Source organism: Prosthecobacter sp. (genome assembly GCF_034366625.1).
Taxonomy (GTDB): Bacteria; Verrucomicrobiota; Verrucomicrobiia; order Verrucomicrobiales; family Verrucomicrobiaceae; genus Prosthecobacter.
This window is the reverse complement of the sequence record NZ_JAXMIH010000023.1, coordinates 1-24,356: the sequence shown is the minus strand read 5'-3', so window position 1 is coordinate 24,356 and position 24,356 is coordinate 1. Positions and strand designations below refer to the sequence as shown.

Sequence of the window (24,356 nt, the reverse complement as noted above, 5' to 3'; positions counted from 1 at the left end):
GAGGCTTGACCTGGCTATGCCACCCGGTACTCTCCGGGCGCATGGCTACCGAACATTTTCAACGTGGACAGGTCATTTTCCGTGAAGGCGACAAGTCACAGGAGGCTTACTTCATCGTCAATGGACTCGTCGAAATCACCATCAACACCTCGCACGGTGTGCAATCCCTCGCCAAGATCGGGCCCGGTGAGATCTTCGGCGAGATGGGAATGATCATGGACCGCCCGCGTTCCGCCACCGCCACGGCGTTGGAGAACACCACGGTGGAAACCGTTGCCGAGACCGAATTCGAACAGCAGATCATTCAGCGGCCCGACCGCCTGCATGTGTATCTCTCCACCTTGTTCGAGCGCATCCGCAAGACCGACCTGCTGCTCACCACGAGCACCAACGCCACGGTGCCGCTGGTGCCCAAGGCCAAACCGGCCAAGGAACCGGTCTTCCGCGTGAAGCTCCGCTCGCACTATGACGAAACCGGCCTCGACCTCGAACCGGTGGAAAAGACCATCACCAAACTGCCCTTCCGCATCGGCCGGTCCTACTTTGACACCGCCACGTCAGCCCTCGCGCGCAACGACCTCTCCATCGAGGAACCCACGCCCTACCAGCTTTCCCGCAACCACTGCGAGATCGACTTCGAGCACGGTCACTTCATCCTGCGTGACCGCGGCAGCAAGCTCGGCTCCTGGGTGAACGGTGATCACATCGGCGTCGATGCCGGCTGCATCACCTCCCCGCTCAAAGTCGGCGAAAACAAGATCATCTTCGGCAACGGCGACAGCCCACACCGCTACTCGATCACGATTGAGGAACTGCAGTGAGCACGCGCTTCACCTCATCAGCGCGATAGCCGAAGCCAGGGCCGCCGAGCGTGCTCAGATCCACGATGCCATTGCGACGTTGGAACAAACCCGGATGAATTTCCTGCTCGGGCAATGATGCATCGGGATAGAACTGCATCGCGTTGCATTCCACGCCCTGGATCGTGCCAGCATGGGCGGCGAGACGGACGTGCGGGATCATGGCAAGCATCGGGTTCGTCAAATCCTGCACCATGAGCGGCATGCCGTGCGCCTTGGCCCAGCAGAGGCTCAGCAGCGCGCCGGTTTGCGTTTTGCAGGTTTTCAAAGCCACGCCGGACCAGCCAAGACGGCGGCCGAGGCGGACGAATTCCCAGTCGTGGGCGCTTTCATCGAGGAACAGCGGCTTGCGAGCCGAAACACTGCGCACGTCGATCTGATGCGCTTCAAGATCGTATGGGAAAGGCTGCTCCACATAAAGGGTGCGTGCAAAGATTTCCGGTTCCTCGGCCAGCAAACGGTCAAGGATGGCATTCACATAGGCCGGCTCCTTCACGGTGCAGTTGAAGTCGGCGCTGAACCACGTCACACCACCGGCGAGGCCAATGCGGCCCACTCGCTGCATGCGCTCAAAATCCCACGCGGCATCAGTGCCGCGCAGTTTGACCTTGAGGCACTTCAGGCCGTCACGCTTGATCCAGTCGGCGAGCAGCAGCGGATGCGCATCCTTCGGCTCCGTGCCGTTCAGATCAGCGGCTTCGAGCGCGTCCACACCGCCGACGAGATGCCAGACGGGAAGCTGCTTTGGTGCGTTCATCACCAAATAATCCTGTGGATAACGGCCATTGAAATCAATGCCGCTGCCATCTTCCGGCGTGATGAAGGCGGAGAGATCGCGGTTCATGAACTCCGCGTTGTAAGTCGTATAGATGTCGCGGTTGTGCAGCACGCCGTAGGCATCATGAACCGCGATGTCGAAGGCGCTGAAGGCCACAAGAGAGCCGAGATACGGCATGGCATCTCCACCGGCCTGCGCATTCGCCTCACGCAGCGCCGCGGCGAGCGTGCCGTGCATGAAATCCTGGCCGATCTCCATGGGATGGCCGGTCAGTCCGCTCGCGACGAGGCGCTCCGCCAGCAGCGTGGAAAAATCCTGCATGCGCTGTGCGCGCACGGCCACGCCGAGGCTGCTGGGCCAGACCCATGAGACACTGAGCGGCGTCTCGCCCCAGCCTTGTGCGGTTTTGCCGCTACGATCGGCCACCGTCACATGCACACGCAAACAAACGGCGCTGGTCACGGTTTCCGGGCCGAACTTGAGCGGCACCCGCATCGTCACGGGCAGAAAAAAAACTTCGGCGGCGGTGACACGGACATCGGTGGGTTTGGTTGAGGGCATGCAGTCAAAATGAAGCGGACGCTGATACCCGCAAAGAAAACCTTGTGGCGGACAGCAGTGCCCGCTTCACTTGGAAGATCATGCGTATCTGGGATCTGCACTGTCATCTCTCCGGCGTCCCCGGCCTCACGCCAGAGGAACGCCTCAAGGCCCTCCTTGTTTATGCCGACCGCATGGGCATCGAGCGGCTGTGTGTTTACATGGGCATGAAATGGTCACAGGATCCGTCTCCAGCCGATCTGGTGCAGCAAAACAGCGAGGTGCTGCGTGCCTTGGCGAAGTTCCAGGATCGTGCGTTTGGCTTTGTCTATCTCAGCGCGAAGCATCCTGAAGAAAGTCTTGCTGAACTCGAACGCTGCGTGGCCAACGGCCCGATGGTGGGAGTGAAATTGTGGGTGGCGGAAAGATGCAGCGTGCAGGCCATCGACGCGATCATCCGGCGTGCGGCAGAGCTGAAGGCTGTTATCTTCCAGCACACCTGGTTCAAAACGAATGGCAACTACCCCGGTGAATCGACACCCGACGAACTCGTGACCCTGGCGAAGCGTTTTCCTGAGGTGCCGATCATCTGCGGCCACACCGGTGGCAACTGGGAGCCGGGCATCCGGGCGATTCGCGCTCAAACCAACCTGTATGCCGATCTCGCCGGCTCGGATCCCACCGCAGGCATCACCGAGATGGCCGTGCGCGAACTCGGCGCGTCACGCGTGATTTACGGCAGCGACTGCGGCGGGCGCAGCTTTGCCAGCCAGCTCGCGAAGGTTCACGGCGCAAAAATCAGCGAGGCCGACAAGCAGAAGATTTTCTGCGACAACCTGCGCGGTCTCATGCTGCCGATTTTGAAAGCGAAGGGCATCCAGGCGTGACTTCAGTCCTTCTTTTTGCCAAAGCCAAAGAGGCGCTTGAGAAAGCCACCACCCGCTTTTCCCTCGGCGGCTTCGGCGGTCGGCGCATTCGGTCCGGCCAAACGGCGGATGCTTGAATCCGACTTTCCCTTCGCCGGTTTCTTTTCAGCGACTGTGGCGGCCTTCCCGGCCCACCAGGAGGGTGAAAGCTGGGCCACCGTCTGCCAGGCATCGAGTCCGGCATGCCAGACGAGCGAGTCCATGGCCAGCTTCTTCGCACGAACCAGTTCGGCCATGGCGTGGTCATCCATCGGTCCCTCGGCAGCACCAGCGTTGTTGTAGTACCAGTTCATCTTGAAGTGGGCACAAGGCTACGCGTGCATCGGAACTGCGCAAGGCGTGAGGAAATGCTTTCCACCGCCCGCCGGATCATTCAATCTAGCCGCATGAACCGCCGGAATTTCCTGCTGAGCTCCAGTGCCATGCTGGCAGCCTCGTCGCTGCACGCGGCTGAGGAAACGAAACTGACCGACTGCCACGTCTATCTCGGCTCAAGCCCGTTTCGCCAGCTTGAGGCCGAGAATGCGGAGGAATTCGCACAACGCCTGATGAAGCGTGGCGTCACCGAAGCATGGGCCGGTGCGTTTGAAGGCCTGCTGCGCCGGGATGTGGCGGAAGTGAATCGCCAGATCGTCCAGCACTGCCGTGATCATTCGATCCTGCGCCCATGCGGCACCATCAACCTCGCATTGCCCGCCTGGCAAGATGATGTGAAGCGCTGCACCGAGGATCATGGCATGCGCGTGATCCGCCTGCACCCGAACTATCACGGCTACGCGCTCGAAGCGCCCGCTTTTCGTGAACTGCTGGATCTCGCGACGAAACACCGGCTGCTGATCCAGCTTGTGGCTCAGATGGAGGACGAACGCACCCAGCACCCACAGGTACGCGTGGCTCCGGTCGATCTGAAGCCGCTGCCAGGCATCATGAAGGAAATGCCGGAAGCGCGGGTCATGCTGCTCAACGCCAACGCCGCGATGGTGCTCAAACATTTGCAGGACTGCCCGAACGTGTGGCTCGACTTCGCGATGATCGAAGGCGTGGGCAGTGTCGAGAACCTGCTGAAAAGCTGGCCGTTGGAGCGTCTCGTGTTCGGGTCGTTCGCCCCGGTGTTCTATTGGGAATCCGCCAAGCTGAAGATGCAGGAGTCCGCGCTGGATGAAGAGCAGAGGAATGCGCTTCAGGCTGGCAACGCGTCCGTCTTGTGTGCCTGATATCTGGCATGCTCGGTTTTGCCCAGCAGCCGACCGAGATCGACCGCCAGAAGCAATAGAACGGTGTTATAGAAGGTTCGCAGCAAAAGAAGCACCTCATCCTGCAGATCCATGTCTTCCATGCCGCTTGGCAGGTAAGAGAGATAGAGTACACAAGCCATAAGGCGCGCACGCTGGGACCATGTGTAGGCGGACAATGCAGGGGCACATGCCAGCAGCAGCACCGGCAGCACATGCAAGTGGGCGAAAATACGGGAGTTGACTGTCAAAACGGCCAACAGCAGCAAGGCTGCCATCCAGGCCAGCAGATTGTCCCGGTCATTCTTGTCCCGGCGCAGCCACAGCCGGCCCAACCAGCCAAGCACGATGAGGAAAAACAGCGATCCTAGAAGTTGCGCCGGCACGGGAAATTCCAGGAAGAACTGGTTCCACATGCGAAACGGCATCCAGAAGGTCAACATGCTGTTGAAGTTGAAGACCTTCGCATTGCAGCTCAGAACCTCCGCGAATATGGCGACTGGATTCGCGTCGATCAGATCACAAAGCCACAAATGCACCACCAGATGGATGCCGCCGCCGATGAGCAGACAGCGCCAGCGCCGCTGCAATACGAACAAAAACAACACCAGCGGCCAGATCAACGCGTACTTGAACACTCCCAGGGAGAGGAGCAGACCTGCCAGCCAGTGGCGCCCGTTGAAGTCCAGACGGAACGCCGCCAGAGTGAAAGCGACTGAGAAAATGGATGCCTGACCCATGGCAAGGCAGCTCCATACTGGGATGCCGCAGATCCACAGGCAGATCATGAGAGTCTGGTTGGCGGGTGCTGGTCGGTCACCGCCCATGCACCAGCGTAATGTGTGGACCAACAGCAGGAGCGACCCCAGATTGATGAGCAGCCACAGCAGTTTGATGGTCTCGAAGGGCAATTTCGCCATCAACAGCACCGGGAGCAGCGTGGAGGGAAAATAATCCGGATCCATGTGATGCCCCGGGCCCAGAACCTCGGCACCACGCTCTTTCAACATGCCAGCTCGTGCGAGTTGATATGGATTCTCCCCCAGCAGAATCATGCTCACTTCGTTGTGGCGCATGAAGAGATCCTGGGAACCAGCCAGCACATTTTGCATGCCGCCGCTGAAGCCTCTGGGTTCCCCCAAGGCGAAAAAGACCCCAATTCCCATGAAAGCGACCGCAAAAACCACCGCTCCCACGCGAATGATGCGCAGCAGCACAGTCATGTGGACGTGTTTCATGGTTGCTGTGAAGACAAGGAGGCCACCGTGTCATGACCGACGCGCAACATGTCGTGCATGTGCGTGTAGCGAAATTCGCCGCTGCGGCCCAGGATGGTGAGGTTTTCAAACTGGGAAAGCGCGTCCATGATCCGCCTCACGCGCGCTTTTACACCAGCCTCAAGCACTGGATAGGCGGCAGGCAGGCGTTTCACACAGCCGCCGGCCAGCTCGTCTTCACGGAACCAGCCGCAGCTCTTGAGTTTTTTTGCGACGAAGCGCACGAGTTCGCCATCATCCTGCCGCCACACGGCATCGGCAGCATCACAGGGGATTTCCACCGCGAGCATGGTGCGTCCGGGCGGCGCCATTTCCGCGCTGCGGTTGCGCGGCTCATAAACGCGAGTCATGGGAAACCCTGGATCAGGAAAATAGACTGACCCGACGCGGGTGGCTGATGTGCGGTTCAGAAAAAGCGCGACGAGCACGACGTGGCGGAACTTCAGGCTTGCGATGTCCTCCGCAACCTCCGTTGGCAAGGAGGAAGCCAGCAGCCGGGCGGTCAATGACAGCGGCAGGGTGCTAATGACACGCTCCACCGGGAGAACTTCGGAATCATTGACCTCCACGGCATGGATGCGCCTGCCATCATGGCGCAAACCCGTGACGCGGGCGTTGACCCGGACTCGGTCCGCGCCGCAGGACGCGGCAAGTTTTTCCGCAATCATGCCGAAGCCGAGCCTCGGATAATAAAAACGACCATCCAGATGCGCCGACTTGGCCTGCCCGCCTTGAAATGTCTCCAGAAAAAAAGTGCGCAGGTTCAAGCCCTTCAGCCGCTTGCCGGAAATCGACGGACACAATTGCGACCCGGGCAACCCCCAGAGTTTCTCAGAATAGCCGAGCAGAAAGCGATTGGCGATGTCCCGCCCATAGGCACGCACGGCGTGGTGCTCAAAGGAGTCCTGCTCACCACGATGAGTCAAATGCGCCTTCAGAAATGACAGGCCCGCGCCCAAGCTGGCCCGCAGGCCCAGCACGCGGAACAGGTTGAGCGGCGAGAGCGGGAAATCGACAAATCTGCCCTGATGGTAGATCTGGCTGGGAATCGCGCACTCCAGCAAGTCGGCACCGAGCAGTTCCTTCACCTCGCGGGTCATGGCGGGATCGCGATCGTGGAAGCGATGCGCCCCGGAATCAAACCGGAGCCCGTCCTCGACAAAGGTCACCGCATTGCCCCCAACGCGAGGAGAGGCTTCTAAAAGTTGAAAATCGAGACCGGCTTTTCGAGCAAAATGTCCGAAGGCAAGGCCGGCAGGTCCGCCACCGAGAATCATCAATTCGCGCTCACATGCTGTATCGTTTGAGGAAGGATTGCTTACCGTTTTTGGGGGATCAAAAGACATTTTCTGTATGTCACGCATCGAACTGTCTGATCAAGGAAGAAAGATTTTTCATTCCGTCTTCTAAATTGATCTTCTTCGTGCAATCTTCAAAGATTGCACGATCTGCCCCATGTCGGCAGACCTTTGCACAATCACAACGCCCGATTAAACCGCCGGGCACCTTCGAGCTGTTTTTATGGGCTTAGCATTCCGCCTCCGCGACTATCTTCACCCCATCCTGATCGGACGCCTGTGGCAGGAGTTTAAACAAAACCCATGGCTCCCGCCGGATGAATTGCAACGCCGGCAGGAAACACGCCTGCAAGGCATCATCAGCCGGGCTTATGAAGCAGTGCCATACTACCGAAAGCTGTTCGACGAGGCACGGTTGAAGCCTGCGGACATCCAAACGTTGGACGATCTGCCCAGGCTGCCCGTGTTGAGCAAAAAAAAGGCGCTTGCGGCCGGTCTCGAACTAAGGGCGAAGGACCGCGCAAGATTTCATACCGTGGAACACCACACCAGCGGGACTTCCGGCGAGCCTTTCAGCCTGCTGCGCGACAAGCATGCGAACGCGCTCGAGTTCGTTTATTACTGGCGTCATTGGAGCTGGGCAGACTACCGGCTGGGAGACTCATTTGCCATGCTGGTCAGGCGACACTTCCTCACGCGCCCTTCGGGTGATGACACGTCCCACTGGCAGCCTCACCTGCGGCGCCTGCTGCTCAACTGCAATCAAATTTCCCCCTCCATGGCAGGTGCCATGGCGCGGGCAATGGAACGTAAACGGTGCAAGTTCCTCAAAGCAGGGGCAACGGCAGCGTACCACCTCGCGCTGAGCATGCACGAGGCAGGCATCCGGCCGCCGCCTCTGCGCGCGGTGATTTCCACAGACGAAGCCCTGCTGCCGCATCAGCGTGAAATGATCGAGAAGGTGTTTGGCTGCCGCGTGCTCGACTCCTACGGCCACATGGAGGGAACCGTGGCCATTTCTCAATGCAGGGAAGGCGGACGCCATGTGAACACCGATTATGGCATCCTCGAATTCACCAATGTGCGCCCGTCGGCGGACGGTTCCACGCTGCTGGCAGAAGGAATCGGAACCGGGTTGTACAATCGTGTGATGCCCTTCATTCGTTATTTGATCGACGACACATTTGAGTTGTTCCCGGAGCCGCGGGCATGCCCATGCGGCCGCACCTTCCCGCTCATCAAGGCCATCCATGGTCGCCAGATGGAGACCATCGTCACACCGGACGGGCGCTTCGTCACGTCACTGTGCATCCTGCCGGATTACGTCACCGGCTTCCGTGAAATCCAGTTCGTGCAGGAGTCGGCCACCCGGCTGGTCATCCGCGTTGTTCCAGGAGATGGATTCGACGTGCGTGAGGAGGAAAAACTAAAGGCGCATGCCATGACACTGACCGGCCCGTCAATGCAAACGCACGTGATGCGCTGCGCCTCCAGCGACCTGATCCAAAGCAACAGCGGCAAATTAAGCAGAGTGATCCCGCTGAAATCCTTTGCTGAGCGGCAGCCATGATCGCAGCAAGGCTTGAAATGCGGCCCGCCCATCGAGCATGCATTGCATCAATCACAATTCTGCGGCAGATGTCAGTCCTGGAATGCTGAACTCTAAGGACTGATTCAAACCTTCGCCACCGCTGGTCGCAAGGGCAGGGCAGCAGCACGTGGCTTGCTGAGCTTCAGTTCTGCGGTGCTGGCGGCGATGCTGGCGGACTCAGCTGACGGACGAGGGGACGGCCCGATGCCCATCGTGGCCAGGGTGCGTTCAGCTTGAATGACACTGCCGTTCCAGGAGGTGACGACGGGATAGACCTGCGCGGTGTTGGCGAGATAGACTTTGCCTTGGATCAACTCCTCCGGCGGACGAAGCTTCATCTGGCCGAGTTTGTAAATGGGCTCGACAAATGGCGCACGGAAGATGTGCGTGGCCTCGATGTCTTCTTCCTGGAGCTGCGGGAAGAGATTTTTCAGCGCGGGAATCCAGTAGGCGCGGATACAGTCATCGCTCACGGCGAATCGTTCATCGCTACGGTGCAGGTATTTGGTGAGATAGACGACGTGGCGTTCCCCACGGTCGGCGGTGTCGGTAAGCGTGGAGGTTTCCACGACGCCGTCGAAGGGATGATCACTCTCCGGTGTGGCGACCCAGTAGTGCGTGGTGAGCGGCTTCTTGAGGAACAGGAGGCAGTTGATGACGCCCTGGTAGTCCGTGGTGGTGTCGAGCGCAGGCATTTCACGACGCAAGTCGGGACCGATGAGCTTTTCAACCTGCGGAGTCGGCAGTGTGATGACGACTTGATCAAAAGAATCGCTACCTGTGGCGGTGGTGACGAGCGTGCGGCCTTCCGCATCGAGATCAATCCCCTGCACGGCAGTGTTGAGGCGAATCTCGGAGCCAAGCGCGCGCAGAACGCGGGCGAAAGTGTCGATGATGTGTTTGTAGCCGCCTTTGATGTAGCCTTTGCACTCACCTTTCGATTCGCCCTTCTCGCGGTTGAAACGCGTCCAGAACCAGAGAGCCGGAACATCGTGATAGCGGTCACCGAATTTGGCTTCGAGCATGGGCTGCCAGAATTTGGCGAACGCACGCGCACCGCTGAGACGGGAGAGCCATTTCACGGTAGTGACGTTGTCGAGTCCCCTGTCCGAGACGAGACGACCATACAAACCGGTGATGCCAACGCGGATGCGGTCGATGAAACGCAGTGGCGCGAACTTCAGCAGGTCGAGCGCGGTGTTGAGCGGGTAAAACCGGCCCTGATGCGCGTAGGCGAAGGTCGTGGGCTTCCAATACACGTCATCTCGAATGCCGAGCGTCTCCAGCACGCGCAGCAGCGGCCCGTCGCTGGGCAGCATGCAGTGGTAGAATTTTTCAAACGTCCGGCCGTCATGCTCGAAAAACGTGCCGAGACCGCCGAGCTGCTCCGAACCCTCGATCAACGTGACGCGATGACCTTCCTGCGCGATTCGCAACGCACAGGTGAGGCCGGAGATGCCGCCGCCGAGTACGGCGACTGATTTGGGTGAGGAGGACATGGCGGATGACGAGGTGGCGTTTACGTGCTGGCACGGAACTGAGCACGCAACTCATGGAGCGACGGTTCTTCAGCCTGTGGCAGCACGTCCTTGGCCCAGTAGCGGCCGATGACGTTGAAGTAGCGGCGGATGGTGCGCAGGATGCGCATCTTGCTGACGCCGACCTTGAGATCGTAACGCAGCGTGTAGGGAATCTCGACGGCGCGCGCGCCGACCCAGCGCAGGCTCAGCAGCAGCTCAAGCATGCAGGCGAAGCTGGATTCCTCGATGAATTTGGGGCCGGAGGTCTTGATGAGGCGACCGAGCGTGAGACTGCGGTAAGCGCGGAAGCCGGTGGAGTAGTCGCGCACGTTGCGGTAGGGCAGCAGCGTCTTCATCATGGCAAAGCAGCCCCAACTGAGCACCTGGCGGAAGAACGGCACGCCCTGCACGACGCTGCCGGCCTGGAAGCGTGAGGCGATGACGACATCGGCATCACCGGCTTCGATGATCTTCACCATGTCCTGGATGTACTTGGGGTTGTGCGTGTTGTCGGAGTCCATGACGATCACGGCATCGCCGATGAGCCAGCCTTCCCGCAGGCCGGTCTGAATTCCTTCGCCAAGACCTTTGTTCACCTCATGCTGCACGAGCTTGAGCGGCATCGTTTGGGCATATTCACGAGCGATCTCCGCCGTGCGGTCTTTGGAGCCATCATCGACGACAACGACGGTGTATTTGAACGGCATAGCACCCACGGTGGCGCGGATGTTTTCGAGGAGCGTGGGCAGATCTTTCTCCTCGTTGTAAGCGGGCAGAACGATGGCGACTTCGTTGACTTGGGTCGGTGTCTTCATGGCTATATGCGGGTGTGTCTGAGTTAGGCGGTCTGGGTGGAAAGACGTGCTGGCATGGTTTTCGCAGCGGCAAAGGTGTCGGCGTGAACGCTCATCGTGCCGGGCTGCCAATGCCGCTGAAGGCTGCGGATCGTGTGTTCAACGAGGGCGATTTTTCTCGCCACAGGCACGTTCATGCCGGGAAAGAAGCTCATCTCAGGCACGTCCTGCACATCGAGAAAATCCGTGGGATGCAACAGCAAAGAAGGTGCGACACCACGCACACGGCAGAGGGTGACAGCGGTGTTCCAGTAGAGCTTCGCGAGGAATTCCGATTGCTGCGCCAGGAACATCAGATAGGTCGTGTGCATCGGCAGTCGCAGCAGCGGCATGGTCGTCACAGGCAGCTCGATGAGGCCGTTTTCCCACGCGAAGGGACGCAGCGTGCCGAAGGCGTCGCTGAACTTGCCGTACAGACCTTTGCGCTGCGCCTTCTCCTCAGTGGAGAGCTTGGAATTCAAGAAAAAGAACAAGCGTGAGACAGGGCCGAGCGCACTCGGGAAAATGGTGGCGTCATAGGCATAGCCACGTTCCGCAAGCACTTCGCGCACAAGCGGCGAGGTACTGAAGCCTGGGCCGCGAAATCCACGCGTTGTCTTGCCAGTAACCGCAGCGATGGCGTTTTCCGCACCGCCGATCTCCTCATGCAACTGCTCACGACTGTAGAGATGCAGCCACGGCTCGTGCATGAACGAATGATTCGCGATCTCGTGTCCGGCCTCGGCGATTTTTTTCAACGCGGCACGGTTCGATTCGATTGTGGCGTCCTGCCCGACAATGAAGAAGGTGATGCGCTGGCCGCAGCGATCGAGCGAGTCGAGGATGCGTGGCACGACCATGTCCAGATAGCTCGGAAAGCTCTCCCAGCCCGGAGCGCCCTGTGTCTTCAGGTAGCTCCAGAGATTGTCGAGATCGAGCGAGATGCTGGCGGCAGGCTTCATGAAATGAAAAGAGGTGATTGCTTCAAGCGGCAAGACGCATCGACTCGATGGCGGTATTGGCCGTTCTGGCTCCGAAAAGGAGGTCGCAGATGCGCTCACCGGTCTGGCCGTCGCCAAACACATCACGGGAACGGTTCGCGCTGGCATGCCAGACTTCGTCGATCAAGGCGGTGCGCAGCATTTCTCGCAAACGTTCGGGGGATTCGCCAACCAGACGTGCCACACCGCACTCCACAGCTTCGGGGCGCTCGGTGTTTTCGCGCAGCACGATCATCGGCTTGCCGAGCGCCGTGGCTTCTTCCTGAATGCCGCCGGAATCGGAAACGATGAGCCATGCTTGTGACAGCAGATGTACAAAGTCGCAGTAGCCCATCGGGTCGGTCAGGCGGATGCGCGGATGGTGCTCCAGTTCGGCGGCGACGGCGGCGCGTACGTTTGGATTCGGATGCACCGGGAAAATCATGCAGAGATCCGGCTCGCTCTCGATGAACTCACGCAGCGCCCGCAGGTGCTGGTTCATCGTCTCGCCGAAGTTCTCGCGGCGGTGCGTGGTCACGAGCACCAGGCGCTTACCAGCCGCCCACTGCTGCATCAGTTCCACCGCCTTGCCGGGGCGCGTTGTTTTCAAAGTGTGCCGCAATGCATCGACAACAGTGTTGCCCACGAGATGGATCGAATCGGCGACGACGCCCTCATCCAGCAGCGTGCGGCGATTGCGCTCCGTGGCGGCGAAGTGATACGCAGCGATCTGGCCGACCAGCCGACGATTCATCTCCTCTGGGAAAGGACTGAGCGGATTGCCTGAGCGCAGACCGGCCTCCAGATGCCCCACCGGAATACGGCGGTTGAAGGCGGCCATGGAACCCATGACGGCGGAGGAGGTGTCACCTTGGACGAGAACCAGATCGGGCTTTTCCGCCTCCAAAACAGGATCCAGCCGCTCCAGCAGCCGACTGCCAAGTGCGTTCAGACTCTGCCCGGCCACCATCGACTCCAGATTGTGCTGCGGACGGATGCCAAACAGCTCGAACAACGGCTGGAGCAGATCCGTGTGCTGACCGGTGTTTACTGTAACGAGATCAATACCCCGGTTTTCCAGCGCCTTGATCATCGGCGCAAATTTGATGAGTTCCGGACGTGTGCCGAGGCAGACGAGCACTTTAGAGGGCTTGGAGTCGGATTGAGCGACTAATTTCATAATTACTATGATAAACCGAGATTTATCACAGGCAAGGACAAATTATGATAATTATCTCAAATGCACTCCATTTTTGCTCACCCTCTCATTTTTGAGATTTACTGGTCTAGGTTCTACTCCAAACGCAATCTCAAATGACGCGCCAAAACCGCTGCCATACCCAGCCCGATCCACGGCCAGACAACCACTGTGTAACGTGGCAATCCTGGGAGCAGGCTGGTGCCGCCCAGGTAGATAAACAGCATGAGGGTCAACAACAGGAGTTCAGGAGGAATCCTGTGCCAGTTTTTTAAGCCGCCAAACACAGCCACCAGCACGACGAGCAGCAGGGGGCCGTTCACGGCGACGAGCACAAGCATGATCAGTTCCTCAGCCTGGTAGGAACGCGGAAAGCCGAAGATGAGGCGGCCCCAGTTGCACAGCCAGTTTTTAAGCACGCCTTTAGGGTTGGCGCGGATGTTTTCGAGCGCCTTCTTCTTCAACGCGGCCTCACGTTCTTTCACCGGCAGGTAATAGTTGGCTTTGTAAAAGTCGCGATGACCGTTGGCGACGAGTTCGGGTTTGTTCTGCGCATCCTCCTCGGAAAACCAGTGGCCGTTTTCGCCCTCATGCGTGCTGGTGGCCCAGTAGAGCAACTCGCCGCCGTTCGTGGACCAGCAGAGCGTGTCGCCGGTCTTCGCTTTCGTGTAGGCCAGCCACGGCGCGCACATGGCGAAAGCCAGCGCCAGAACGGCAAAAGCGCGTAGCAATGCCGTGCGCTGACTTTTCCAAAACGGCAGGAACAGCACGAGGAAGCCCATGGACGCCATGATGACATTGCCAAAGAACACGCGGGACAACGTTAACCACGCCAGGGCGAATGCGGCGGCCAGAATCACGAGCCAGTTCCATTTCTCCGCCCGCAAAGCCGCCGTGAAGGCCCAGGCAAAACCGGCGATGCAGCACACCGCCAGTGCCTCGGTCATGAGAAATGGTGCGGTGCGCACGAGACTCGGATGCAACGCCGTGACCAACGCCACGCCCAATGCCCAGCGTTTTCCCGCATAGGGCAGCACTGAACGGAAACTGAACCATGCCGCCAGCGCCATGAACACGGCATTGAACATCCGCAAACCCAGCAGCGGTGTCTTCACCATCAGCAGACCGGCGAGTACGAGCGGATAGCCCGGTCCATTGATGAGATCCGGCTTTTCCGGCGTGATGTAGCTGCCCTGCGTGAGGTTTTTCGCGAACCACAGGTAACGCCCCTCATCCCAGATCAGATCGGGGCGATGCGACAACAGCGTGACGGCGATGTAAAACAGCAGCGTGCCGCCCAGCAGCAGGAATTCGAGGCGTCGGGTGGTGGTTTTCGCTTCAAGCATCCGGTACCGTCCGCTGGCAGCAGGTGTTTTGTCAAAGCCGAACCTTGCAACACTTCTCCAACCATCCACTAATCCATCACTCCACCCAATCCCCTTCCCCAACCATGATCAAACTCACCGGCATCGCAGACGAAGCAGGCGCATCCCTTGATGTGCAAATCCAGGCCCACCAGGAACTCGGCTGGGACAGCATCGAATCACGTGGCGTCGAAATCGACGGCGTGAAGGGCAACCTGCATGAAATCCCCGACGACGTGTTCGACAAAGTCGTGGCACGTCTGGCCGAGAAAAACATGAAGATCAGCGGCTTCGGTTCGCTCATTGGCAACTGGGCCAAAAAAATCACCGACGACTTCAGCATCACCGAAGCGGAAATCAGCCGCGCCATCCCGCGCATGCAGCGTCTGGGAGCCAAACTCATCCGCGTGATGAGCTACGCCGTGTGCAAAGACGAAAGCGGCAAGGATCTGGAGGAGCAGTTCGCTCCCGAGCGCATCAAGCGCATGAATGAAGTGAACAAACGCTTCGCCGACGCCGGCCTCACCGTCGTTCACGAAAACTGCATGAACTGGGGCGGCATGAGCCCGACCTATGTGAAACGCATGGCCGAGGCCGTGCCCGGCATGAAGTGGGTCTTTGACACCGGCAACCCCGTCTTCATCGACGACCGCGACAAGCCCGGCCACAAGCAGGACTCGTGGGAGATGTATCAAGCCGTGAAACCCTTCATGGCCCACGTCCACGTCAAAGACGGCATCTGGGACAAGGCGAAGAATGACGCTGTCTATACCTTCCCCGGTGAAGGCGAAGGCCAGACCGAGCGCATCATGCAGGATCTCGTTGAGACCGGTTACGAAGGCTACATCAGCATCGAACCGCATGTCGCCGTCGTTTTCCACGGCGCGGGTGCCGCGGACGACCTCTCTCCCGAACAGAAAGCGAAAGAGCAGTACGACAGCTACATCAAGTACGGCCGCATGCTGGAAGCGATGTTGAAGCGTGTGGGCGCGAAACTGGGATGATGCCCAAGGAGAGGGATCATCCTGATCCCTGTATGGAAAAAAGGGGCCAGGATGGCCCCTCTCCTTGTTCAAACCTCAAACACACCCGTTCCGCCGGACAGAAACATCTCCCAATCACGCACCTTGTGATGATTCTTGATGAGATGCGTCACCGGCACCTCACGCGGCACCGCCGGACGACGCAACAGCTTCAAACCGGCCTCTTCGGGCAGCTTGTTGCCTTTGCGGCTGTTAATTTTGCGATCCGCCAGCACGCAGTTCTCCCAGTTGCTCGCTCCACCGCGTGACACCGGCACAATGTGATCAATATTGCCTTCGTTCGGCTTGAGCTTGCGACCCGTGTACTGACACACACCGCCATCACGTTCCCAGATTGCCTTCGCGCAGAATTTCGGGCGGCGCTTCGGCACCTTGTCGAAGCGGGCCAGCACCAGCACCGAAGGCACCCGCACCGGGCCATGCACTGTGCCTATGCGGTTGTCGCCATCACGCACTTCCAGTTCCAGCCAGCCCTCCCAGGTGACGGGTCGCATGTCACCAGTGCCCAGAATGTCCAGCGCCGTGGCATTGCCTGCGGCCATCATGCTGAAAGCCTCGATGGGCGTTTTCGAGTCGATGGCCTGCCAGTGCCGGTTCAGCACCAGTACGGTCGTTTTGGTCAACACTTCATTCATGCACAGCTCCTAAGGTTGGAATTTCGGCACGAAGGACATCCCACCCGGCGGTGTGCGTCCTTGACGTTGGACGCTTATGCTGGCGAGTCCTGGCGATTTGCCAAGTGGCAAGATTGTTTCGCCAGACGCGACTGCATGAAATCCTCCTCCGCCTCTTACTCCTCCTCGTCCTCCCTGAATCGGGGGTATGGCGCTCCTCGAAGGGAGGAGGAGTAGGAGGAAGAGTAAGACCCGGCTTACGAAAGGAACATCTCCCAGTCGCGCATTTGATGCGTGTTGCGGATCAGGAGCGTCACGGGTAGCTCACGCGGCACCGCAGGACGGCGCAGCAGCTTCAAACCGGCCTCTTCAGGCAGTTTGGAGCCTTTGCGGCTGTTGATGCGCTTGTCCGCGAGGACGCAGTTGTCCCACGACGTGGGTCCGCCACGCGAAAGCGGCACGACGTGGTCGATGTTGCCTTCGTGCGGGCGCAGCTTGCGGCCCGTGTACTGGCACACGCCACCATCACGTTCCCAGATGCCGCGCACGCCGAATTTCGGGCGCTTTTTGGGCACCTTGTCGAATTTGGCGAGCACGAGCACGGATGGCACGCGCACCGGCCCTTTCACGGTGCCGATCACGTTGTCGCCTTCGCGCACGGGCAGCGTCAGCCATTCCGTCCATGTCACAGGACGAATGTGTCCGCCTGTTTCGATGTCGAGCGCGGTGGCTGCGCCGCTCGCGATCATGCTGAAGGCTTCCATGGGCGTTTTGACGCCGATGGCCTGCCAGTTGCGGTTGAGCACGAGAACGGTGGATTTGGTGAGGATGTCGTTCATGAGTGGTTCTGTGTTCGATTTATCGGAGCGCGAGTATGGCAAAGCCTACTCGCCACTTGAGTGATGATTCGTGATCGCTGGGCCGCAAAAGAGGCGAGTGGTCTGCGACACACTCGCGCTCCATGCTGCGGTGTTCGTTCTTCAGTCCTCCGCCTGCTCGCCCGCCGGGCACATCTTCACGATGCGGGGCTGGAACTTGCCGAGGACTTCGACGAGGTCGGTTTGCGCGGCCATGACGCCGTGGATGTCTTTGTAAACGCCAGGCACCTCGTCGATGCCTGCGCTGAGGAGTTCCACACCGGCGGCGGCGAGCTGCTTCTTCACCGCGCTCCAGGTGAAGCTCTCCTTCGCCTTCGAGCGGCTCATCACGCGGCCCGCACCGTGCGAGGCGCTGTGGAGCGACTCGGGTTTCCCCTTGCCGCGCACCACATAGCCTGGCGTCGCCATCGAGCCGGGGATCACCCCAAGCACACCTTCGCCGGCCGGCGTCGCGCCTTTGCGATGCACGATGACCTCGCGCTCCGCGCCGTTCACGACGTGTGTTTCCTTCCAGGCAAAGTTGTGATGGTTCTCGATGTCGAGCATGACATGCGCGCCGACTTTCTTCGCGATGTGCTTGTGGATGAGCGCGTGATTCGCCGCAGCGTAGCGGCCCATGAGGTTCATCGCCGCCCAGTATTCCTGACCGGCTTCTTCCTCAAAGGTGAGCCACGCGAGGTGCTTCAGCTCCTTCGGCAGATCGTAACGGCGGTCCATCGCGATGCGGCTGTAATGCTGGCACACCTGCGCACCTGCACCGCGCGAACCGCTGTGCGAGAGCAGCGCGATGTACTCGCCCGCATTGATGTCGAAACCGGATTCCTTCAGCGCGACGGCCTCTTCAGCAGACACAGTGAACGAACCGAACTCCACAAAGTGGTTACCCGAGCCGCTCGTCCCGAGCTGCGACCACGCCTTGTCCTTGTGACGTCGCGTGATCGGCGAGACATCCCAGTCCTCGTCCATCACGTCGTGATTGCGACGGTCTTTGAACGTGGAACCGATGCCAAAGCGCGTTTCATCCTCCAGGATGTTCGCGAGACGGTCCTTCTGGCCCGCGATGGTGCTCGCCTTGCGGTCGTAAACCGTGAGACGCATGCGGCACGCGATGTCCACACCGACCGCGTAAGGGATCACGCAGTTTTCCGTGGCCAGCACACCGCCGATTGGCAGTCCGTAGCCGACATGCGCATCCGGCATGAGCGCACCCGCCACCGCAACCGGCAGCGCACACGCGTTCGCCATCTGCTGCACCGCAGCCGCATCAAGACCCGAACCCCACTGCGCCCAAGGCGCGAGCACATCGCGCTGCTTGTAGGCAGGCGCATAAAGATCGCGCGCGAACGCCTCGCGCAGCGGATCGCCGAGAAACGATTCCGGTTTGGCGATGATCGCGCCGAGTTCTTCTTCGAGGCGCGCAGGTTCACCACCCTGGCGGATGAAATTCGCGATGAATTCCATGCCAGACTTGAGCGCCGCGCCCTGAGGCACGCCGAGGCGGATGAGATCTTGAGTTTTCATGGGAATGGAGATTGGATTTGGAGAACGGGAGTGATGAAAAAATGGAGGATTGGAAATGGGCACGAGGTTCCCGACAGCAGTGTTCGTTCTTGTGTGGTCGCGGAATACAGCTTGGAAGGGTTTGTGGCCCTTCCAAGCTGCCAATTTTGCAATCGGGCGACTAGACGCCGTTCAGCGCATAGCGGCGGAAGAAGCTGTTCAAGGCACTCACGTCACCTGCAACATCCTCAGGCTCATTGAGAGCCTCCAGACGCTGCAGTTCCTGCACAACGAAGCGCGAAAGCGCTTCATCAGGTGGTGCGACGGAGAGTTCATCACCAGCTTGCTTGTGCGCCACGAGTGCGTTGAGCGCGTCGCGAGGTTCGCGTTCTTCGAGCACACTTTCGACCAGCTCATTGAAGAGCATTGGCACCTGACCGAGCGAACGCTCGATCCATCGGCAAGCGAGCAGAGGCCGGAAGACGTAGAGATACTTCTTCAGGCTGACCTGCTCGCGACCTTCGAGGTAATGACGCCAGTTGCCCGCCGCCATGTGCAAGTAGTGCGCAAAGCATCGCCGAGGCGAATAGAACCTCTCCGAGAGCTCACCGAACTCGCGGGTGAAGACAGTGTCGTGCTGATACACAACGGGCGACTTCAGCCATTCGAGCAGCGGAGGATTGCTCTTGCGGAGCAGTCGCAACGCCTTGCGCAGTTCCCAGCCGCTGACATCCAGTTCATCGGTCAGTGGTTCCTCGATCACGTCTCGACGATCTTCGACTGAGAGATACCAATCACTTGGATGAACATAAAGAAACCGGACGTCGTAATCACTGTCATGTGAGGCGAATCCCCACGCACGGCTGCCGCTTTCACACGCGTAGAGCACGCGCACGTTCCGCTCGGTTTCGAGACGAGCGAGCGCGTTGCGGACGCGCTGGAATACTTCGTTGTTTTGCATGGAGAACCTCCTTTCTATCAATGGTAAAAGAAAGCCCGCCGCCCATGATGGACGGCGGGCCATGTGAGTTGAGTTCCGCTAAAGCTCCACAGCCTCGATCACGCGGATCAGTGCGCCTGGGTCGGTGTCGAGCAGTTTCAGGGTTTCGAGCGTTTTGTCGCTGAAACCAGCCAGGCAGCAAACCTGGCGCTCTGGGAACTGCAGGGAACCGTAACCGTTCAGGTCGAAGCTGAACACTTTCGGATCGCAACGGTGGCGCTGTTTCCAGTGGCGGAACGTGTCCACGGGCGCCTGGTGTCCCACCCAGCCCTGCATGTCAGAGAGGATGATGACACGGTCATACGCCCGGTCTGCGCACTGAAAGATGGAGTGGAAGTTGGTGCCGGCGGACTGCGCCTGGCCTTGCAGCCACTGCGCCAGCGACAGCGTGCTGTCGCGCTTGTTCAGCGTGACGTATTTCGCGCCGTCGCTGAACAGAATGACATCCGCGTCGTTCGCCTTGAGCAGCGTGGCGGCAAACAGCGAGCCGATTTGCAGCGGACGACCCACCATGGAGCCGGAACCATCAAGCGCGACAAGCGTGCGGCCTGGGAAGGATGGCACGTTCGCGAGCGAGCTGTCCACGGCATCACTGAGGGCCGCGAGCGCATCGGCGGCACGTGGCAGATGACTCGCCTGCACGGCATCGAGCGCCGTCTGGAAGCGGAATGGCAACACGAGCGATTTGCGGATGAGTTTTTCATCGCGCAGCATCGCCAGGGCGTCGTTCACGGCCTCCGGAGCGGATTCGAGCACGTTGCGCAGGTTTCGCAGCAGGGCGAAGTAGCCGAGCTTGCGCATGCGGATGAGTTCCGACCATGCCTCGCGTTTGAGACCGGCCAGTTCATCCTCGCTCTGCGCCGCAGCACCGGCCTGCGTGAGTTTGGTTTCCCACGTTTGAGCCGGTGCGAGCGTGCCTTTGACGAGTTTGCCAAGCGCTTCCGTGGCAGGCGGGTGAACGAGGTTCACGACATCGACCAGCGAGAGGTCGGCGCGATCCTTGCGGTATTTCGCGAGCTGATACTCGTCGAAACGCGCGAGGGCGCGGCCGAGGCCTTTTTTGAGCGAGTTCGGAATCGTTTTGCCATGCGCACCACGGTAGCACGCGAGAATCTCGATGGCGTCATCGGGACGATGCACGACACGATCGTAAAACCGCGCCGTCCACGCCTCGCCCTTCACGCTTTTCGCCAGTTCAGCGGCCGTGAGGTGGCTCACGCTGCGCATGCCGGCTTCTTTGCGGGCATACAGAGCGGCCTTGGCGACGAAACGCTTGTCGTTCTGCGCGGTGATGAGTTCGCGCAGGCGTTGCGCGGTGGCATCGGCCGTGCGGTAGAACTCATCTTTGAGCATCGACGTGAGCATGATCGAGGCGAGCTCGAGTTTCGGCGTCTCGGTGAACGCCTCGCCACCCGCGAGGTTGAGCGTGTCGGCGCGAGGACGTTTCTTGAGGATGTTGAATTTCATGATGTTGGTTGGGTGGAATGCGGAGGAAGTTTGCCAGGGAAACGGCTCGTGATGAGCCTCTGATGGTCTTGTGGACCGTGTCAGATCCCGAAGTAACCCCCGGCATCGCTGCCGCATGAGTGTTGTCGTTTTCGGAAAGGGATTTGGGGAGAAAAGTGACCGGAGAAAGCAGGACCGGCATTTCTGTCGGTCGCTGCAAAATGCTCTACCGCTGAGCTATTGGTCCGAGGACCAAGCCGGATTCGAACCGGCGACCTTTTCGTTAAGAGCGAAGTAACTCCAATCTCACTGCCCCAAAAGAGAACCACGGGTTGAATGCGCCTGCGGATGAAAGGAATCGCGGAGAAAAGCAGACAGGCTCTAACTGAGGAGCCGGGAATCGAACCCGAGTCCGGCTTGCGCCGAACCCCAACTCATGGGCACCGCGTTTCAGTTTGGTGTCGTTTGGATGCGAAGAAATCCTGTCTTCACTGCCGCGAAAGGATTTGGAAAATGGAATCTGAGGAGGAAGTCGGTCGGGGCTTCATCCTGTTGCCAGGATGATGGGATTTGAACCCATGGTTTCCGAAGTATCCCCGGCCTCGCTGCCTCAGAAAGAAAATGGAAAGACGCGTGCGGCACACCAAAGGCATGCCGTACGCGCGAGTGGGTGAACGCGTTGGCTTGAATCAATCGAGGAAGGCCAGGTTGCGGCGCGAAGGAGCACGATGCTCCTCGTTCATCAGCACATGGCACCAGTCGTGAAGCACGATGGTGGCGTGGTCTGGATGACGCACCGAACCGCGTGCATACACGCCCGGATTGCGACGCATCTGATGCCAGGACCACCGCTTGGCCTCGGGATTGTTACGGAGCATTTTTTTGTACTGCGCTTCCGTCACACCCCCGGGATGCTTTGGGCTGACATAGACGACCTCGCCGCCCGTGCGGTAGATCTGCTCGACGAGATGCGGCTTGCTGCCGCCTCCGCGAGAGATCGGCTCCCAGCGCAGGATGAGCTTGGAATCGACGACCAGTGGTTTGTCCACGGGCACGAAGAACCATTCTCCCTGGCGACGGAAGGCCGCATTGTGGCGGGTGTTGGCCTGCCGGGCATTCAGGCTCTTGCGAGCCTGCGCCTGACGAACGGGAGCAGGTTTGAGCGCCTCCTTGGCCTGCACCACGGTGGATGCAGTGCTTGGGACGGCGGCAACAAACCATTCACGCTCGTCGTGACCGCAGAGGAAACGATCCTTGCGGCTGCCATCCTCGTTTTTCACGAGGAGAAGCAGGTGACGGTCGTCCTTCTGTTTGTTCAACAGAGAGAACTCCACCGCAGCGAGGCTGGCATCATTTCCGCGCAGGGCAAAGAACTGCCCATGGCGGTCATGACCGATATCGAGCGAGTAACCCGTGTTGGTACCCCAGCGTCGAGCCGGAGCCTCCACACGAAGCCGCGCACCGATGGATTCAAACGCGCGTTCGAGATGTTCGAGTTTCATATAGGAATGATCGAAACATCATCCGTGCTTTCTGCCCTCACGGGCACGCTGGACGGATGTGGCAGCGATCTTCCAAACAAGGTGACGCCAGCGGGAAGATGCGCGGGCTAGCTGGTATGCGTTTTCATAGGATTGGGTTGTGGTTAAAAAAGAATGCGGAGAAAGGTGACCGGAGAACATGCTCCCGGTTTCCCGGTCGCATTGGCGGGACTGCCGCTCCTGCGGCTGTGCAGTTTCTGCTCCGCACCACAAGATTGTGCGCTGACGCGCACAGCGCTCGCACCCGCTGCCACTTGTGCAAAACAAGCGCTCTACTAATGAGCTACGAAGTAACTCCGATCTCGCTGCCGCAAAGCTTTTGGTCGCCCGTGAAGGTGCTGCTCCCTCGATTTCTGGGTGTAGGCCAGACGTGATACTGTTTCACCAACGGGCGAAAATGGTCGGTCCACAGGGACATGCACCCTGCTATGCCGGTTAAAAGCCGGCTGCTTCGCTATCTAAGCTTTGGACCGAAATGGTGCTCACGGCAGGAATCGCACCCGCACTGGCGACGCTCTCGACGTCGTGCCTCTGCTGTTGGGCTACATGAGCTTTGAAAAATGGCACCCACGGCGGGACTCGCACCCGCTAGGACAGATTTGAAGGACCTGTTGCGCGACGACTTTGCATTCGTGGGCTTGTGAAAATGGCGGAACGCCGAGGACATGCTCCTCATGCCGCGCGGTGGCGGCACGATCTCGTTAGCACCGAGTCCCGGTTCGCTGGTCCGGTTGACGTTCCTTTGGAGCAAGGAGTGATGGCTTCTAGCCATCAGCCTGACGGCAAGATGCCGTCACTCCTTGAAATGGCACTCCCGGAAGGAATTTGCCGCTCCTGCGGCCGTGCATCTTCTGCTCCGCACCTCGTGAATGTGCGCTATCGCGCACGGCGCTCACCCTCAACCTCCGCGTTCGAAGCGCGGTGCTCTATGATTGAGCTACGGGAGCATGTTGAAATGGTGCCTGCGGCGAGAGTTGCACTCACACTGAGCCGGTTTTGAGGCGGCTGTCTCTGCTATTGGACTACACAGGCTTGAAGTGCGTGCTCCCGGTGAGGCTCGCACTCACACTGACGCCGGGTTTAAAGCGACGGCCTCTGCGTTGGGCTACGAGAGCATTGTTTGATGAAATGGTGCCCACGGCAGGAGTTGCACCTGCACTCGACCGCTTCTGAGACGGTTGTCTCTGCTGTTGGACTACGCGGGCATGAAACTGGCAGCCTCGGGTGGATTTGCACCACCAACCCTCCGCTTCAAAGGCGGATGCTCTCACTATTGAGCTACAAGGCTGTTTTGAAATGGTCGGTCCGGCTGGAGTTGCACCAGCACCCTTCAGGTTATGAGCCTGGTGCTCTGCTGTTGAGCTACGGACCAAAAATGGTCGGATACCCCGGTGCTGCCCCGGGCTACTCTTGCTTCCAAGGCAAGCGAGTGCTGCTGGCTCTCTCGTATCCGATGAAAAGTGGACGTGCGCCCCGGACTCGCACCGGGTTGCATGGACTTGCAAACCACTGGCTCGACGACTTCGCCGTGCGCACGCTTGAAATGGTTCCCTCAGCCGGTTCTGCCCCGGCGCCGCTTCGTTCACAACGAAGAATGCTGCTGTTACACTATGAAGGGAGTGTTGAAATGGATCCTCCGGTGGGGTTCGCGCCCACATGATCCTGTTTACGAGACAGGTGCCTTGCTGTGTCGGCCACGGAGGAATTTGAAAATGGTGCGGTCAGCCGGAGTCGCACCGGCGTTCCGGCCTTGGCATAGCCGTGTCCTGCTGCTGGACGATGACCGCATGAAGTGGTGCTCCCGCGAGGAGTTGCGGCTCCTGCCGCTGTGCATCTTCTGCTCCGCACCGCATGATCGTGCGTTATCGCGCACAGCGCTGCACCTCGACCCTCCGCCTTCGCACGGCGGTATGCATAACTCTTACACTTCGGGAGCT

At 59.5% G+C, this 24,356-nt stretch carries 20 protein-coding genes and 10 tRNA genes; 5 read left to right on the top strand and 25 right to left on the bottom strand.

The features are described 5' to 3' along the window. Positions 1-41 precede the first annotated feature (41 nt). The gene (locus U1A53_RS20765; RefSeq protein ID WP_322283768.1) at positions 42-821 is read left to right on the top strand and encodes a cyclic nucleotide-binding domain-containing protein; all 780 of its coding nucleotides are present in this window, start codon (positions 42-44) and stop codon (positions 819-821) included. Here U1A53_RS20765 and U1A53_RS20760 read toward each other — a convergent pair. Then, on the bottom strand, positions 799-2,199 hold the full coding sequence (locus tag U1A53_RS20760; RefSeq protein WP_322283767.1) for a mandelate racemase/muconate lactonizing enzyme family protein: 1,401 nt from the start codon (positions 2,197-2,199) through the stop codon (positions 799-801). The two genes, U1A53_RS20765 and U1A53_RS20760, sit on opposite strands and share 23 nt — an antisense overlap. Before the next feature lie 80 nt (positions 2,200-2,279). Here U1A53_RS20760 and U1A53_RS20755 point away from each other — a divergent pair, with 80 nt between their 5' ends. Then, a complete protein-coding gene (locus U1A53_RS20755) occupies positions 2,280-3,065 on the top strand; it encodes an amidohydrolase family protein (RefSeq protein ID WP_322283766.1) in 786 nt (261 codons plus the stop codon). Positions 3,066-3,067: 2 nt separating this feature from the next. Here the strand turns inward: U1A53_RS20755 and U1A53_RS20750 are convergent, their stop codons facing one another. Beyond that, positions 3,068-3,397 carry a DUF4339 domain-containing protein gene (locus U1A53_RS20750; RefSeq protein ID WP_322283765.1) on the bottom strand — a complete coding sequence of 110 codons (330 nt, stop codon included), beginning with the start codon at positions 3,395-3,397 and terminating at the stop codon, positions 3,068-3,070. 93 nt (positions 3,398-3,490) lie between these two features. On the opposite strand from U1A53_RS20750, the gene U1A53_RS20745 reads away from it, so the two are divergent. Next, positions 3,491-4,318: an amidohydrolase family protein gene (locus tag U1A53_RS20745; protein WP_322283764.1), complete on the top strand. Its 828-nt coding sequence runs from the start codon at positions 3,491-3,493 to the stop codon at positions 4,316-4,318. Here the strand turns inward: U1A53_RS20745 and U1A53_RS20740 are convergent. Both U1A53_RS20740 and U1A53_RS20735 read right to left on the bottom strand, forming a co-directional pair. Beyond that, positions 4,285-5,574: a glycosyltransferase family 87 protein gene (locus tag U1A53_RS20740; RefSeq protein ID WP_322283763.1), complete on the bottom strand. Its 1,290-nt coding sequence runs from the start codon at positions 5,572-5,574 to the stop codon at positions 4,285-4,287. The two genes, U1A53_RS20745 and U1A53_RS20740, sit on opposite strands and share 34 nt — an antisense overlap. After that, the gene (locus U1A53_RS20735; RefSeq protein ID WP_322283762.1) at positions 5,571-6,959 is read right to left on the bottom strand and encodes an FAD-dependent oxidoreductase; all 1,389 of its coding nucleotides are present in this window, start codon (positions 6,957-6,959) and stop codon (positions 5,571-5,573) included. The genes U1A53_RS20740 and U1A53_RS20735 overlap by 4 nt, the downstream gene beginning before the upstream one ends. A gap of 391 nt (positions 6,960-7,350) precedes the next feature. Here U1A53_RS20735 and U1A53_RS20730 point away from each other — a divergent pair, with 391 nt between their 5' ends. Next, positions 7,351-8,481, top strand: coding sequence for a hypothetical protein (locus U1A53_RS20730; protein WP_322283761.1), 1,131 nt, complete (start codon positions 7,351-7,353; stop codon positions 8,479-8,481). Between the two features lie 104 nt (positions 8,482-8,585). On the opposite strand, the gene U1A53_RS20725 is transcribed toward U1A53_RS20730, so the two are convergent. The 5 genes from U1A53_RS20725 to U1A53_RS20705 form a co-directional block, all read right to left on the bottom strand. Continuing rightward, a complete protein-coding gene (locus U1A53_RS20725; RefSeq protein ID WP_322283760.1) occupies positions 8,586-10,001 on the bottom strand; it encodes an NAD(P)/FAD-dependent oxidoreductase in 1,416 nt (471 codons plus the stop codon). A 20-nt stretch (positions 10,002-10,021) separates the two neighbouring features. After that, on the bottom strand, positions 10,022-10,837 hold the full coding sequence (locus U1A53_RS20720; RefSeq protein ID WP_322283759.1) for a glycosyltransferase: 816 nt from the start codon (positions 10,835-10,837) through the stop codon (positions 10,022-10,024). Between the two features lie 23 nt (positions 10,838-10,860). Further along, positions 10,861-11,817: a polysaccharide deacetylase family protein gene (locus U1A53_RS20715; protein ID WP_322283758.1), complete on the bottom strand. Its 957-nt coding sequence runs from the start codon at positions 11,815-11,817 to the stop codon at positions 10,861-10,863. A gap of 22 nt (positions 11,818-11,839) precedes the next feature. Continuing rightward, positions 11,840-13,015, bottom strand: coding sequence for a UDP-N-acetylglucosamine 2-epimerase (non-hydrolyzing) (wecB, locus tag U1A53_RS20710; RefSeq protein WP_322283757.1), 1,176 nt, complete (start codon positions 13,013-13,015; stop codon positions 11,840-11,842). Positions 13,016-13,128: 113 nt separating this feature from the next. Then, the gene (locus U1A53_RS20705) at positions 13,129-14,379 is read right to left on the bottom strand and encodes a glycosyltransferase family 39 protein (protein ID WP_322283756.1); all 1,251 of its coding nucleotides are present in this window, start codon (positions 14,377-14,379) and stop codon (positions 13,129-13,131) included. A gap of 104 nt (positions 14,380-14,483) precedes the next feature. On the opposite strand from U1A53_RS20705, the gene U1A53_RS20700 reads away from it, so the two are divergent. Then, entirely contained in the window at positions 14,484-15,401 is a 918-nt protein-coding gene (locus U1A53_RS20700; protein ID WP_322283755.1) for a sugar phosphate isomerase/epimerase family protein, read from the top strand. 68 nt (positions 15,402-15,469) lie between these two features. Here the strand turns inward: U1A53_RS20700 and U1A53_RS20695 are convergent, their stop codons facing one another. The 16 genes from U1A53_RS20695 to U1A53_RS20620 form a co-directional block, all read right to left on the bottom strand. Continuing rightward, entirely contained in the window at positions 15,470-16,075 is a 606-nt protein-coding gene (locus U1A53_RS20695; protein ID WP_322283754.1) for an HNH endonuclease, read from the bottom strand. Between the two features lie 236 nt (positions 16,076-16,311). Next, positions 16,312-16,893 (bottom strand): HNH endonuclease, encoded by a 582-nt coding sequence (locus U1A53_RS20690; RefSeq protein ID WP_322283753.1) that lies wholly within the window; start codon positions 16,891-16,893, stop codon positions 16,312-16,314. A gap of 141 nt (positions 16,894-17,034) precedes the next feature. Next, positions 17,035-18,453 (bottom strand): RtcB family protein, encoded by a 1,419-nt coding sequence (locus U1A53_RS20685; RefSeq protein WP_322283752.1) that lies wholly within the window; start codon positions 18,451-18,453, stop codon positions 17,035-17,037. Between the two features lie 160 nt (positions 18,454-18,613). Then, the gene (locus U1A53_RS20680; RefSeq protein WP_322283751.1) at positions 18,614-19,393 is read right to left on the bottom strand and encodes a nucleotidyltransferase domain-containing protein; all 780 of its coding nucleotides are present in this window, start codon (positions 19,391-19,393) and stop codon (positions 18,614-18,616) included. Between the two features lie 78 nt (positions 19,394-19,471). Beyond that, positions 19,472-20,899: a TROVE domain-containing protein gene (locus tag U1A53_RS20675; RefSeq protein ID WP_322283750.1), complete on the bottom strand. Its 1,428-nt coding sequence runs from the start codon at positions 20,897-20,899 to the stop codon at positions 19,472-19,474. A 227-nt stretch (positions 20,900-21,126) separates the two neighbouring features. Beyond that, positions 21,127-21,194: transfer RNA gene (locus U1A53_RS20670), tRNA-Ser, on the bottom strand. 373 nt (positions 21,195-21,567) lie between these two features. Continuing rightward, positions 21,568-22,380 (bottom strand): hypothetical protein, encoded by an 813-nt coding sequence (locus U1A53_RS20665; RefSeq protein ID WP_322283749.1) that lies wholly within the window; start codon positions 22,378-22,380, stop codon positions 21,568-21,570. Between the two features lie 515 nt (positions 22,381-22,895). Further along, positions 22,896-22,971: transfer RNA gene (locus tag U1A53_RS20660), tRNA-Leu, on the bottom strand. A gap of 254 nt (positions 22,972-23,225) precedes the next feature. Further along, positions 23,226-23,366, bottom strand: a tRNA-Arg gene (locus U1A53_RS20655). 9 nt (positions 23,367-23,375) lie between these two features. Continuing rightward, positions 23,376-23,451, bottom strand: a tRNA-Leu gene (locus U1A53_RS20650). 10 nt (positions 23,452-23,461) lie between these two features. After that, a tRNA-Leu gene (locus tag U1A53_RS20645) sits at positions 23,462-23,534 on the bottom strand. 14 nt (positions 23,535-23,548) lie between these two features. After that, positions 23,549-23,624: transfer RNA gene (locus tag U1A53_RS20640), tRNA-Leu, on the bottom strand. 7 nt (positions 23,625-23,631) lie between these two features. After that, positions 23,632-23,707, bottom strand: a tRNA-Gln gene (locus U1A53_RS20635). Between the two features lie 9 nt (positions 23,708-23,716). Continuing rightward, a tRNA-Ile gene (locus U1A53_RS20630) sits at positions 23,717-23,791 on the bottom strand. Between the two features lie 256 nt (positions 23,792-24,047). Next, a tRNA-Thr gene (locus U1A53_RS20625) sits at positions 24,048-24,123 on the bottom strand. A gap of 9 nt (positions 24,124-24,132) precedes the next feature. Next, a tRNA-Gly gene (locus U1A53_RS20620) sits at positions 24,133-24,206 on the bottom strand. Between the last annotated feature and the right edge of the window lie 150 nt (positions 24,207-24,356).

Excerpts from the sequence above, each read along its gene's own strand:
- U1A53_RS20750 (WP_322283765.1), bottom strand. The coding sequence starts at position 3,397 with ATGAACTGGTACTACAACAACGCTGGTGCTGCCGAGGGACCGATGGAT.
- U1A53_RS20665 (WP_322283749.1), bottom strand. The coding sequence starts at position 22,380 with ATGAAACTCGAACATCTCGAACGCGCGTTTGAATCCATCGGTGCGCGG.
- U1A53_RS20725 (WP_322283760.1), bottom strand. The coding sequence starts at position 10,001 with ATGTCCTCCTCACCCAAATCAGTCGCCGTACTCGGCGGCGGCATCTCC.
- wecB (WP_322283757.1), bottom strand. The coding sequence starts at position 13,015 with ATGAAATTAGTCGCTCAATCCGACTCCAAGCCCTCTAAAGTGCTCGTC.
- U1A53_RS20675 (WP_322283750.1), bottom strand. The coding sequence starts at position 20,899 with ATGAAATTCAACATCCTCAAGAAACGTCCTCGCGCCGACACGCTCAAC.
- U1A53_RS20715 (WP_322283758.1), bottom strand. The coding sequence starts at position 11,817 with ATGAAGCCTGCCGCCAGCATCTCGCTCGATCTCGACAATCTCTGGAGC.
- U1A53_RS20755 (WP_322283766.1), top strand. The coding sequence starts at position 2,280 with ATGCGTATCTGGGATCTGCACTGTCATCTCTCCGGCGTCCCCGGCCTC.
- U1A53_RS20740 (WP_322283763.1), bottom strand. The coding sequence starts at position 5,574 with ATGAAACACGTCCACATGACTGTGCTGCTGCGCATCATTCGCGTGGGA.
- U1A53_RS20760 (WP_322283767.1), bottom strand. The coding sequence starts at position 2,199 with ATGCCCTCAACCAAACCCACCGATGTCCGTGTCACCGCCGCCGAAGTT.
- U1A53_RS20695 (WP_322283754.1), bottom strand. The coding sequence starts at position 16,075 with ATGAATGAAGTGTTGACCAAAACGACCGTACTGGTGCTGAACCGGCAC.
- U1A53_RS20735 (WP_322283762.1), bottom strand. The coding sequence starts at position 6,959 with ATGTCTTTTGATCCCCCAAAAACGGTAAGCAATCCTTCCTCAAACGAT.
- U1A53_RS20700 (WP_322283755.1), top strand. The coding sequence starts at position 14,484 with ATGATCAAACTCACCGGCATCGCAGACGAAGCAGGCGCATCCCTTGAT.
- U1A53_RS20680 (WP_322283751.1), bottom strand. The coding sequence starts at position 19,393 with ATGCAAAACAACGAAGTATTCCAGCGCGTCCGCAACGCGCTCGCTCGT.
- U1A53_RS20745 (WP_322283764.1), top strand. The coding sequence starts at position 3,491 with ATGAACCGCCGGAATTTCCTGCTGAGCTCCAGTGCCATGCTGGCAGCC.
- U1A53_RS20765 (WP_322283768.1), top strand. The coding sequence starts at position 42 with ATGGCTACCGAACATTTTCAACGTGGACAGGTCATTTTCCGTGAAGGC.
- U1A53_RS20685 (WP_322283752.1), bottom strand. The coding sequence starts at position 18,453 with ATGAAAACTCAAGATCTCATCCGCCTCGGCGTGCCTCAGGGCGCGGCG.
- U1A53_RS20720 (WP_322283759.1), bottom strand. The coding sequence starts at position 10,837 with ATGAAGACACCGACCCAAGTCAACGAAGTCGCCATCGTTCTGCCCGCT.
- U1A53_RS20705 (WP_322283756.1), bottom strand. The coding sequence starts at position 14,379 with ATGCTTGAAGCGAAAACCACCACCCGACGCCTCGAATTCCTGCTGCTG.
- U1A53_RS20690 (WP_322283753.1), bottom strand. The coding sequence starts at position 16,893 with ATGAACGACATCCTCACCAAATCCACCGTTCTCGTGCTCAACCGCAAC.